Origin of the sequence: Bacillus sp. DX4.1 (assembly GCF_030348195.1) — a bacterium.
Taxonomy (GTDB): Bacteria; Bacillota; Bacilli; order Bacillales; family Bacillaceae_G; genus Bacillus_A.
Genome location: NZ_JAUCFT010000008.1, coordinates 627,422 through 639,521, shown reverse-complemented (window position 1 = coordinate 639,521; position 12,100 = coordinate 627,422). Strand labels below are relative to the sequence as shown.

The 12,100-nt window shown below is 32.4% G+C and carries 9 protein-coding genes; 3 read left to right on the top strand and 6 right to left on the bottom strand.

Features of this window, described 5'->3' with window-relative positions:
- Position 1: 1 nt before the first annotated feature.
- Genes fabD through QUF99_RS06545 form a run of 3 tightly spaced genes read right to left on the bottom strand, consistent with a single transcriptional unit; the run spans position 2 to position 4,753 of the window.
- Positions 2–3,310: an ACP S-malonyltransferase gene (fabD, locus tag QUF99_RS06555; protein WP_289369128.1), complete on the bottom strand. Its 3,309-nt coding sequence runs from the start codon at positions 3,308–3,310 to the stop codon at positions 2–4.
- A 13-nt stretch (positions 3,311–3,323) separates the two neighbouring features.
- Positions 3,324–4,001 (bottom strand): MBL fold metallo-hydrolase, encoded by a 678-nt coding sequence (locus QUF99_RS06550; protein ID WP_289369127.1) that lies wholly within the window; start codon positions 3,999–4,001, stop codon positions 3,324–3,326.
- 2 nt (positions 4,002–4,003) lie between these two features.
- Positions 4,004–4,753 (bottom strand): 4'-phosphopantetheinyl transferase superfamily protein, encoded by a 750-nt coding sequence (locus QUF99_RS06545; RefSeq protein ID WP_289369126.1) that lies wholly within the window; start codon positions 4,751–4,753, stop codon positions 4,004–4,006.
- Between the two features lie 242 nt (positions 4,754–4,995).
- Between QUF99_RS06545 and QUF99_RS06540 the strand changes: the two genes are divergently transcribed.
- From QUF99_RS06540 to QUF99_RS06530, 3 genes are all read left to right on the top strand, one after another.
- Complete coding sequence (locus tag QUF99_RS06540; RefSeq protein WP_289369125.1) at positions 4,996–6,774, top strand: NAD(P)/FAD-dependent oxidoreductase; 1,779 nt, start codon at positions 4,996–4,998, stop codon at positions 6,772–6,774.
- 244 nt (positions 6,775–7,018) lie between these two features.
- Positions 7,019–8,263: a cation:proton antiporter gene (locus QUF99_RS06535; RefSeq protein WP_289369124.1), complete on the top strand. Its 1,245-nt coding sequence runs from the start codon at positions 7,019–7,021 to the stop codon at positions 8,261–8,263.
- A gap of 80 nt (positions 8,264–8,343) precedes the next feature.
- Positions 8,344–9,285 carry a hypothetical protein gene (locus QUF99_RS06530; RefSeq protein ID WP_289369123.1) on the top strand — a complete coding sequence of 314 codons (942 nt, stop codon included), beginning with the start codon at positions 8,344–8,346 and terminating at the stop codon, positions 9,283–9,285.
- Positions 9,286–9,478: 193 nt separating this feature from the next.
- On the opposite strand, the gene QUF99_RS06525 is transcribed toward QUF99_RS06530, so the two are convergent.
- The 3 genes from QUF99_RS06525 to QUF99_RS06515 all read right to left on the bottom strand — a co-directional run bounded on the left by QUF99_RS06525 (position 9,479) and on the right by QUF99_RS06515 (position 12,069).
- Positions 9,479–11,041 (bottom strand): flotillin lipid rafts scaffold protein FloT, encoded by a 1,563-nt coding sequence (locus QUF99_RS06525; protein WP_289369122.1) that lies wholly within the window; start codon positions 11,039–11,041, stop codon positions 9,479–9,481.
- 12 nt (positions 11,042–11,053) lie between these two features.
- Positions 11,054–11,602, bottom strand: coding sequence for an NfeD family membrane protein (locus tag QUF99_RS06520; protein ID WP_289369121.1), 549 nt, complete (start codon positions 11,600–11,602; stop codon positions 11,054–11,056).
- A 242-nt stretch (positions 11,603–11,844) separates the two neighbouring features.
- The gene (locus QUF99_RS06515) at positions 11,845–12,069 is read right to left on the bottom strand and encodes a hypothetical protein (RefSeq protein WP_289374787.1); all 225 of its coding nucleotides are present in this window, start codon (positions 12,067–12,069) and stop codon (positions 11,845–11,847) included.
- Positions 12,070–12,100: the final 31 nt, after the last annotated feature.

The window sequence follows — 12,100 nt, the reverse complement described above, 5'->3', positions numbered from 1 at the left end:
ACTATTTCAAGATAAAACTTTCATAACGGTCATTTAATAATTTTGCTGTTCCTTGCATTATTTTTTCAGCAATATCATCAACATGACGTTTTCTCCAATTTTCTAATTCAGTACCTTCCACCCACCTATTAAAGTCTCCAAGTGCAGGTCCAGTATGAATTTGATAATCTACTTTTTGTTGCTCACTTCCACTTAACGCCAAGTGTGAAGTATGCTTAAAATACCATCTAAAAATCAAGGCCATTTTACTCTTTGGACTGCGCTCTGCTTTTTCGATTACTTCTGATCTTGTATACCTTTTTGCTTCTTCATAAATTTCATCAAAACTTTTTCTGAAATATCTTTCTTGAATTTGTTTTGCAGTTTTATCATCTATTTCTTCTAAAGAATTGTATTGACGATATAAGTCATATAATTTATTTGCTCGTGCCGGGAAAAATAACCCTTTCCGGAGCACTTGAATACGAGCGCCAATTTCAAACATGTCTCCAGCAGGTGCTGATTCTGTATCCTGAATATCCATTTGATTTAGTAAATCTTTTACAGCATCACTAGTTCCCGCCTCTACTGTACACTGATTAATTGAACCTGTGAGTATAAAATCCGCTCCAAGAACAAAGGCCGCTGCCGCCGAATCAGGAGTACCGATTCCTCCCGCCGCACCAACTCTTACTTGCTTTTCATATTTATATTTTTGCATCATACTATCACGTAAGCGTAAAATACCTGGCAATAATACAAATGCAACTCCATGATCTGTATGCCCACCTGAATCCGCTTCTGCACAAATATCATCCGCCATTGGAATCTCCTTAAGCATTTCAGCTTGTTCTCTTGAAATTATCTTTTCTTCTAAAAGTTTGTTTACAATCCGTTCCGGAGCAGGACTTAAAAATGCAGCTGCAACTTCTGGACGTGATATTTTAGTAAGAATACGATTATTAACAATGACTTTTCCATTTTTGTTTCTTTTTAATCCGTATGCACGATAACGAACTAGTGCAGAATTAATGTTGATATATGCGGCTGCTTCTACATTTTTTACATCATGCTTAATTAATAAATCTACTAAATCCTCTTCTTTTTTAGGATTATTAGGGTTTGATAACAAATTCATACCATATGCTTGCCCATCGCTTAAGTGGTATTTAATATAAGTAATTGCCTCTTCAATCTCAGACATTTTTAAACCACCTGTTCCAAAATATCCTATCATACCAGACTTACCCATTTTAACAACCAAATTTGCAGAAGCCACCCCACGATACATCGCACCAGCAACATAAGGATATTTAACGTTATAGTCTTTTTTAAATTCTTTACTTCCTAAAGAATTCACTGTTATGAAATTTCTTTCCTCTGTTCTAGAATCTAAAGTGGAACGAACATAGCCTTTATCAGTAGAAGTTACATTAATAGAAAGACCCTCTTTTTTAGAATCTATTTGTTGTGAAGCGGTTAATTCTTCCTTAGGCAAAATTAATGGTTTTGCTTCTTTCTGAATAGCCGCCACTAATTTAGTAAGAACATTACCAGGACCTATCTCTTCTATTTGAATTTGATCATAAGCTATAAGATATCTAATACTTTCAGTCCATTTTACAGGATGGTTAAGTTGTTTAATTAAATGCTTTTTTATATCTACATTATATGGACGAGCATATACGTTTGAAATAACAGGTATTTGAATCTCTTGAAAATTAAAATCATTTAAGTATTCAGCGAATTCATCAGCCATTTCACTCATATAACGCGAATGAAATGCACCACTTACCCGTAATACTATAAACATATTAGCACCAGCAGCTTCAAAAATTGATTGTGCATACTCAATATCTTTTTTAGGACCAGCAATAACAATTTGAGAAGGAGTATTATAATTAACAATATCAATACTATTCAAGTTGTTGTCTCGAAGAATTTTCTTGATTTCCTCCTCTTTCATTCCAATAACAGCTGCCATCCCTCCGCCTAATATTCGGCTCATTAATTCTCCTCTTTTTTGAACTAGTTTCAAACCAGTCTCAAAATTAAAAGCACCAGCAGCAAACAAGGCATTATATTCTCCTAAACTATGACCAGCTACAAAGTCTGGTTTCCTACCATCTTCTTCAATCTTTTTTAAATAATGAAGAGCATTAACCACATATAGTGCTGGCTGGGTATACTGCGTTTGACTCAATACTTTATTAGGATCTTTCAAGCATAATTCTTTAATAGAATACCCTAAAATATGGTCAGCCTTAGCTACTAAATCTTTAAATTGATCAAATAGATTTTCGCCCATTCCTATTTTTTGTGACCCTTGACCTGGGAATACAAATGCTCGCATATTTTCTTTATTCCTTTCTCTTTTAGTTGCAAAATTTATTTTTTTTAACTGTTCTAGTTTTGTAATTTCTGTTCGGAAATGATTCATTATCGTGAAGGTTTGAGATTGTGATTCTTTGCCTAAATGATGCTTAGCAAAACTAGCTAATGTTCCAGTTGGTCCTATATCCAAATAAATATGATCGCCCTTCTCTTCAAGATGACCAATTGATTCTGAAAATTTGATTGGCTTTCTAACTACATCCCAAAAGTAATTTGAATCGATATGTGAAAGTTCTTTTCCATATAAACAAGATATAAAATTCTTTTGTGGGAGCTTAAATGATTTGTTATGTAGGAATTCTTTACAAGAAAATGCCGCATTATCTAATGCACCTGAATGAAATCCATATGATACCGGAAGTCTCTGAACTATAATTCCTCTTTCTTCTAAATATTGTTGAATTTTATCTATTTTCTCCCTTTCTCCCGCAAGTACAAAATGAGAATCATAATTAATTGAGACAAGTTCACTATTTTGATATATGAAAGGTTCTTTAAACAAAGAAGGAGAATTCAAGACAGCTAGCATACCACCACGCTCACAAGATTGCTCAATTAATTGTGCTTGCTTTACAATAGTACCTAATGCGTCCTCAACATTTATAATTCCAGCAATTGCTGCTGCTGAAAATTCTCCTAAACTTGTCCCTAAAACAAAATTTGGTTCGACTCCATCTCTTAATAGCACTTGAGCTAATGAATATTCAACCATAAAAATTGCAGGATGTGTATAAAGTAATCTATCAAATACATCTGTTATCTTTTTTTTCTTATTGTAAATATGGTTAATAATAGATTCTTCAACCACCTCTTTAACGATACGATCTAGCCGAATCATGGTATCACGAAAGGTGACATTTTGAGTAAATAATCGCTCTCCCATTTGATAATACTGTGACCCTTGTCCTGAAAACATAAAAACAACATCATTTCCCATCAAATTCACCCCTTTATTTAAAATCAAATAAGCCTTTTTGATTTTTACGCATCCTGAATTTCACAAAATACTCTTTTTTATTAAGATGAAAGTAAATATTTTGCTTTTTGACATATTCAAAAGAACAGCCCGGCTCTTTTCCATAAGAATGTCCTGGAAAAACTGAAACATGTGATGGTACTATTTTGCTTATATTTCGAAAACTCTCAAACATCTCTTCTGCTGATCCACCTGCTCCACTACATATACCACATCCTTCAATAAAAACAGTATCACCTGTAAAAATGCTATCCTCTAATAAAAAACACATGCTACCAGCTGTGTGACCTGGAGTAAGTAAACAACAAATATCAGTCTTTCCTAGCTTAATTAGGTCAAAATCATTTAATTTATTCAAATTTTTACATTCAAAATTATAAAACTCAATTTCTCTCTGTGACATATACACTTGGCAATCAAATCTTTCTAACAACGGCTTCACCATATTTATATGATCAAAGTGAGAATGTGTCAGTAAAATATTTATTAATGTAACGTCAAGTGTGTTAATTATAGAAATAATTTGTTCAAAATCCCAAGCTGGATCAATGATAGAAGCATATTTAGTATCATTATCAACAATAATATAGCTATAATTTCGGAAATTTAGTCTATTTAATTTTAATGGAATTACTTCATATGTTTTGAGCATAATTAGCACCTTAAATTTAATATTGTTAATCGTGTCTTCTTAGGATAGACAATTGAAAATATATAATCTTTTATCCGAAACGAAATTGCCTTATACTGTGTGAAGTTTGTAAAAGTACTGGTAAATTGACCATTTTCAAACTCAATACTCTCTACTTCTAAAAGATCAAAAGGAATCATCAGACCACTCCTTAAAATTTTAGATAAAGCTTCCTTCACTGTCCATATCACAGTAAGCATTTGATCCTTCCCCTCAGAATATGCAAACATATTTATTACTTTAATTTCAGACTTTGTCATTTGATTTTCTAATACAGAGCGTTTACTAGCATGAATACTCTCTACATCAATTCCCATAGGATGCTCTTCAGGAAAGGCAATTGCTGCCCCCATACATTTACAGTGCGTAATACTCACTTGAATATTAGGTTGCTGTTCATATGTCACAATAGGTTGATTAAAAATCCCCTTATTAACTAATATACTAGTGTAATCTTCTTCATCTACTAATTTCGAAATTGCTTTCTTCGCAACGTATCGTCCTAATAAATAGCTATTTTTCTTTTTAGTAAATTTGAGACTATTGTAATACCACTTCTCCACAGGATGTAGTACATTTATATTTTCTAAAAGCTTTACTTCTGGAACATTACAAATGGCTAGATGTGCTCCAAATACTTTAACGGCTCTCTCTAAAACAATTCCACTATCAAATTGAAATGATAAAAAATTGGAATTTTCGTTATTTTCCAATATTACTCTATCCTCTCTTACAAAAAATGTTTATAAAAAGAATTTTCTTCCAAATACTTGTCTATTTTATATTTTTTTTCCTTTTTTTACAACAAGAAAAAACATAATTCTCTCTTTTTTTACATTAATTTTATTTTTTAGTAAATTAAAACAATAAATTGTTTGCATTTTTCAGAAAGGATGATAAAGTTACATTATCTGGATATTTAAATTCAAAAAATGTAAAAGGTGGATAATTAATTATGAATTCAGAGAAAAAAACCATTAATGAACCCGCTGAAACAGAGGTAACCATAATTGGTGCCGGCATTATAGGACTGCTTAATGCACTTCAAATCGCTAAACGTGGTATAAAGGTGACAATTATTGATGATATCATTCATCAAAAACGAAGCTATAAAGTAGGGGAATCTTTGTTAGTTTTCAGTAATACATTCCTAAGAACAATTGGCGAACTGGACGAATTTTTACAGACTTCTTATCCAAAAGATGGTGTGTGGTTTACTTACGGTATGGAGAATTCTACTAGCTTTAAAAATAAAACAGAGTGGGCCTTTACTACACAATCTAACTGGTATAATGAATTACCAAACAATAAACTATATCGTAGTATGTACTATGATAAACAATTAGTTAGACCTGAAGCTGAAGATCTACTCCGTGCAAAAGTTCATGCACATACTAATATTACTTTTTTCGATTCAGGGCGTGTTCAAGATGTTATTTTTTACGATAATAGCGATTATCATGATGTTCAATGGCTATGTCGGCTTAGCAAAGAAAAAAGAATCACTCGAACCAAGTGGGTCATTGACTGCTCAGGAAGAAATCGCTTATTAGCACGGAAATTTAACCATGCCGTTGACTTTAAAGACGATTTCCAAACAACTGCCGTTTGGGCGCAATTTGAAGGAATCACAGATGACCTTTTCGGAAATGAGTGGATATATAAATATTCTAGCGGAAGTAATTCTTCTCGTAATAATCATACATGTCACCTATGGGGAAAAGGGTACTGGATGTGGATTATTCGGCTTGCTAATAACCGAATTAGTATAGGAGTAACCTTTGATCAGCGAATGCCACCTGAAGGGGAGAAACCAAAGGAGAAATTTTGGAATATTATTAATCGTTATCCTTTATTAAAAAACGTACTCAAGCAAGATAATATGTTGGAATTTCGGATGTATAAAGATATTCAATATTTGACCGATACATTTGTCAGCCCGAAACGTTATGGAATATTAGGAGATGCGGCCTCTATTATCGATGCCTATTATAGTCAAGGTATTTCTCTTTCACTAGTAACTTCTTGGCATACTACTAATATTATTGAACAGGACTTACGTCACAATAATCTTGATACAGATTATATTGATCTAGTAAATCGTGCAACTAAACAAGATTGGCTAATGATGCGCAATGTTATTAAGGAGAAATACACTACAGCAATCGAAGACAGTCGTTTCTTCATATTGTCTCATTTATTAGATAGCATTATGTTTACAGCAGCTCTTAAAAATCGTTGGTGGTTAACACATTGGCTTGTAAAAACCGATGGTGATACTATGAATGAATCTGAATCTAATAAAAAAATTCGTCAAAAATTACAAAAGCATCTCTATTACTCTCAGATGAAACCATGGCATAGTTTATCACCTTCGAGGGTTCAAAAAATTCAAAGCTTCCTTCAAAAAAGACTTGCTGAGCGTGCACGTTGGCGACTAGATAACAACGTAAAACTCTCAGCTTTAAAAGCAGTTACTCCGTCCCTACCCAAATTATGGTTACTTCCTTGGGGGCATAAAAAAAATACAATTGATATTTCTGTTGAGTTTCAAAATCCACAAAAATTTTTCCCGAAGGAACATGAATTATCTCCTTTAAGCATGCGAATGGCTGCACCCATGATGATGATTTTCTTTTTTATGGCTTATGCATTTGACGGGGTAAGCACAACTCTATATAAACTAATAAATACATTTAGTTTTAAGCGTAAACGTCATCATAAAACAAATTAAGTTTATATAATTTAAAAAGGCTAATTTAAAAGTAAGTCTATTTTAAATTAGCCTTTTCTATTTGGTATTTGGAAGAATTATATTTTAACAAATGTATTTTTATTTCTCTCAGCAACATTCAATTCAAAAAATGCCTTTCAAATATAATTACAAACACCAAAAACTTCTAGTTGTCTTGTACACAATTTAAATTTAATATTAAATTTTCTATGCTTGATTTTGTATATAAAGGAGAGTGTTGTCTTTGTTTATCTTTTTAATAAGTCTGTCATTAATTCTTTTAGTTTCACAATTAATGGGTTTTTTAGCAAAACTAGTTGGTCAACCCAAAGTAGTAGGAGAAATGATTGGCGGGGTGATAATAGGGCCTACTTTTTTAGGGACCGTATTTCCAGAGTTACAAACAGTAATTTTTAAAGATGATAATAAAGAAACTTTATATTTATTAAGCCAATTAGGAATATCTTTGTATATGTTTCTGATTGGAACACATGTTGGAAAAGAACCTATAGCACCAAAAGAATTCAACATAGCCATAAAATTAGCTTTATTCGGTATTATCCCTACCTTTATTGCTATTTTTTTATTTAGTTGGAATTTTTATTATGATTTAGAAATCAAACTTACTTCTCAATTGGTATACGCTCTTTTCATGGCGGCGAGTATATCCATCACAGCTTTCCCAGTTTTAGTAAGAATATTAGATCAATATAAAATGATAAATACTTCCCTAGGTAAAACAGTAGTTTTAAGTGCAAGTATAGATGATGCTATCGCTTGGATATTACTACCTATCATTATAGCACTATCAAAATTTAATTTTTCATTAAACGATATTAACATACTATTTTACATGATTTTTTACCTGCTGGTTATGTTTTTTATTATTAAACCTATTATAGCATTTCTAACCTCAAGATTTTTGAAAGAATATACTGAATTATTCCCTCTGTTTATTCTAGTATTTTTAATAAGTAGTTTAATAACTGAAAAAATTGGTTTACATTGTATTTTTGGGGGGTTTATTGCTGGGCTCATTATGCCAAGAAACACAAAAATAAACACAGACTTAAATACGAAGTTATCAGGCCTAGTAAACACTCTATTTATTCCGATCTTTTTTGTATTATCTGGATTTAATGTAGATTTGAATAATCTTACAAAAGGGTATAGTTACGGAACAATTGCTCTTTTCATCCTAATTGCTTTTACAACCAAATACTTTTCATGCATGCTTTATAGCAAAATGATAGGATTCAATTGGAATCAATCAAGTGCTATAGGAGCACTAATGAATGCAAGAGGATTGATGATACTGATATTTGCAAATATAGGTTTGACCAGTAAGCTCATTTCTAATAATGACTACTGTATACTATTTCTTATTGCAATTATTACAACCATCTTTACCTCTCCTTTATTTAAAATATCTATGTACTTCCAAAAGAATAAACAAAGTTATGAGATAGAAAAGACACACATAGTATAACGAACACAAATAAAGATTCCTACCTAAAACTTTTACAACTATGTAAATTATAAAAACATGCAATAGGAGCGATGTTCAACATGTTTAAATCCTTAGACTATATAGCAAATAAATATATTGATGCTGAAATTATTTATGAAAAACAAATGGGATCTAGTTTTCAAAATTTCATGACACTAACTAATATTTCCAAAGAATTTCTTCCTTTAAATACTTACACAACCAAAGATATATTTAATATTTGGAAAGACTATCGAGTTTATAATTTTATTCAAGATAAATATTGTCATACCCCTATTCTATTTGAAGGGTTTAAAGAAATTGTAGGTTTTACACATATTAAAAAATGCATTGATGAAGGTGGCATTTTTGCAACATATCATTTTGGAGATTATCGATATATCCCTTATTACCTAACTAAATTGGTTAATATTGATTCTTTACATATTTCAACTGATATAGATACCTATAATAAGGAAAAGCGATTAGCAATATGGAAGGAATGCAGAAAAATTTATCCTGTAAAAGACATTCTTTCAGAAAAAATTTGTACCAGTACTACATTTTTAAAAAAAATGAACAAAGGAGAAAGCATTATACTATGTTTAGACGATAGCATTAAATCGAATGAAACTTACGATATTATTAATATTAAACACCTATCTTCCATGGTGAAGATGAAAATTAATGTATTTAAATTAATATATTTCTCAAAAAAGCCCATGTGTATACTAATTAGCGATAGAAATGAAGAAGGATTATCTCGTCTAACTGCTTATCCACATTTTTATATTTTGCAGAAAGATAATATAAAACATGCAGCTAATTATAGTTATCATTTATTTCAAACAAAATTAGAAACCCAACCGCAATTGTGGAGTCTTTGGTGTAAGCATCATCAGAATGTAACAAAATGGAATGAATTACCAGTCGGTACAACGAATCCCTCAATTGATTGGAAAATTGACAATAATGCATTAGGCCTAGATATAGGCACAGGACATATACATAAAATTTCATAAAATCAACAACATTTCTGTTTCTGTATTCATCTAGACCCTATCTAAAAACTTATGATAGAGTCTAGATTGTATATTAATAAAAAGAAATTATCTTTTTATTAATATATTTTTACATATAATCACATTCTTTTGTCAAAAGGATATCTTCATATATAAAAATATTATTTATAATTTATTTCAAGAATTTCTTCGTTTACTCAGTTTTCTTTTTTTGTTCTGTGCCCTTTCCTTGCACAACAGGTTTGTCATTCACAGCCTGTTGCACGGCACCTTTTCCAGCAAAGCCCTCCAATAGCTCTTTTAGATCAATACCAGAAGATGCTTTTAATGTTTCCTGCATCGTTGCCATTAAATCAGTTGCATAGCCTGCTACTTTTCCAGCACCGCTGTTTTTACCACCGCCGCCTGTATCGACAACAGTGATTTTATCAATGTTGCTAAGTGGGCTTGCAATTTCTTTTGCATAACTTGGAAGCATTTTAAGGACCATATCCATAATTGCCGCTTGACCGTATAACTCGAATGCTTCGGCAATTTTTTGTTTTGCTTCTGCTTCTGCTAAACCTTTTAATCGAATAACGTCTGCTTGTGCTGTACCTTGTGCCTTTTCAACTTCTGCTTTCGCTTGACCTTGTGCTTTTTCAATTTCAGCTCTTGCTAAACCTTCTACACGAACTTCTTCCGCACGTGCTTTTGCTTCCGCTTCAATTTTATATTGCTCTGCGTCTGCCTTTTTAATTTGTTTTACTTTCTCCGCTTCTGCTGATTGCTCAACTGCATATCGATCTGCATCTGCTTTTTTCTTCACTTCTGCGTCGTATTGCTTTTCACGACGTGCAATTTCTTTTTCTTCTAATTCAATTTGCTTTTCACGCTCAATAATTTTAACGCGCATTTGTTCTTCTGTAACACCTTGTTGTGCTTTCGCTTGTTGCAGCTCATAAGAAAGATCTGCATCCGCACGTGCTTGTTCTTGCTCTCTCTTGTAAGATTGGACTTTTAATTCTTTATGTTTTTCTGCTTCTGCAATTTGTGCGTCGCGTTGGTATTCAGCTTCTTTCGCTTCTTTTTCCGCACGTGCTGTTTCAATGCGTGCTTCTTTTTCACGTTCTGCGTTCGCAATTGTAGCATCACGCTTAACTGTTGCGATCTGTGGCTGACCAAGCGCATCTAAGTAACCATTTTTGTCCATAATTTCTTTAATCGTAAAGGAAACGATGCGAAGGCCCATCTTTTTCAAATCAGTCGAAGCCACTTCATGTACCTTTTGCGCAAATTGCTCTCTATTGCTGTAAGCATCCTCTACGGTCATTGAAGATAAGATGGCACGTAAATGACCTTCTAATACCTCTTTCGCCTCTACTTTTAATTCTTCTGTTTCTTTTCCTAAGTATTGCTCAGCTGCTGTTGATACTTCTTCAATTGTAGAACCAACTTTAATAATTGAAACACCATTTACCGTCACAGGCACACCTTGCTTCGTATACGTATCACGTGTTCCCACTTCTAATTTATAGTTTAATAAACTAAGTGGTTCTGCTCGTTGCATAATTGGTACAACAAATGTACCACCGCCGCGAATAATTTTAATCTTCTTTCCATCCTCTGTTGTCACAAGATTTTTCCCACCACCAAGCCAGTTCCCCGTAACAATCAATGCTTCATCTGGACCAACTGTGCGATATTTTGTAATAAATACCAAAATAAGTAAAAGTAAGATTGCGAGTAAGACACCACCGATAATTAATGGAATCATTTAAATTCCCCCTTATAATTTTGGTTTTTTTAAAGAATAAGCGATGTTTTGTACAAGCAAAACACCATCTTGAACTTCCTCGATTATAACTTGTGTTCCTTGCAAAATATCTTTCTTTCCGATTGTCTTTGCTGGTATCGCATTACTTCCAAATTGTGAAGAAATTAATACTTCACCAAAACCTTCTTTCGGTATCGTGATAATTACTTCACCCCGGCAGCCAATAAAATCATCCATGCGCTGCACTGTATTTTGTTCGGATTCTGCGATCGGCTTTAAGATTAATATCTTCATCGTAAAAACCCCAATAAAAGATATGCAAAAAGAAAGAATAAAAATAACGATACTATTCCAAGAGAATAAATATTCTCCTATATAACTAAAACCGCAAAGCATTGCTAAAAAGCTAAGCAGTATCGTAAAAATAGATGTAGGACCGCTTGAAAAACTAAATATTGATTCGAATATATCACCAAAAAAGATATAAATAACGGTAAGCACAGCGCTTATGATAAATCCATATAAATAAATTGTTTCAAGTGGATAACCAAATAAGATCATTCCTTATCCCCCTCTCATTATTACAGCCCTCTTTTCTATATGTATGCCTCACCTCTTTCAATGATTATTTTTCCTAATTTTCAGTTATTTTTCAGATAAAAGCCTGTATGGCAGGTCCCTAAAAAAGAACAGGAGGAGCCTATGGTGACAGGCTCCTCCTAAAAAATAACCGTTATATTGTATATCCATATAATATACTATTTTACATAAAAAGTAAAGTTATATATACATTGGAATTGCAATCATTTTACTTTTATCGAATATGCTCCATTTCCGTTATCAAATTTATATACATATAAATAATATTTCCCTGGTTTCACTATATATTTACCTTTAATCATGTTTCCATCAGTTTGTCCATACGCAACGTAATTTTGCATATCTGATTCATGATGAATGGGTTCTTTATTTCTTTCTGCAATGAACCCAGCAACTTCTTCAATATGTGAAATCAAACTTATGTACACTAGATAATCCCTCTTTAAAAAACGCATGTAT

Coding starts and splice junctions, on each gene's coding strand:
- QUF99_RS06530 (WP_289369123.1), top strand. CDS start 8,344: ATGTTTAAATCCTTAGACTATATAGCAAATAAATATATTGATGCTGAA.
- QUF99_RS06520 (WP_289369121.1), bottom strand. CDS start 11,602: ATGATCTTATTTGGTTATCCACTTGAAACAATTTATTTATATGGATTT.
- QUF99_RS06540 (WP_289369125.1), top strand. CDS start 4,996: ATGAATTCAGAGAAAAAAACCATTAATGAACCCGCTGAAACAGAGGTA.
- QUF99_RS06525 (WP_289369122.1), bottom strand. CDS start 11,041: ATGATTCCATTAATTATCGGTGGTGTCTTACTCGCAATCTTACTTTTA.
- QUF99_RS06550 (WP_289369127.1), bottom strand. CDS start 4,001: ATGCTCAAAACATATGAAGTAATTCCATTAAAATTAAATAGACTAAAT.
- fabD (WP_289369128.1), bottom strand. CDS start 3,310: ATGGGAAATGATGTTGTTTTTATGTTTTCAGGACAAGGGTCACAGTAT.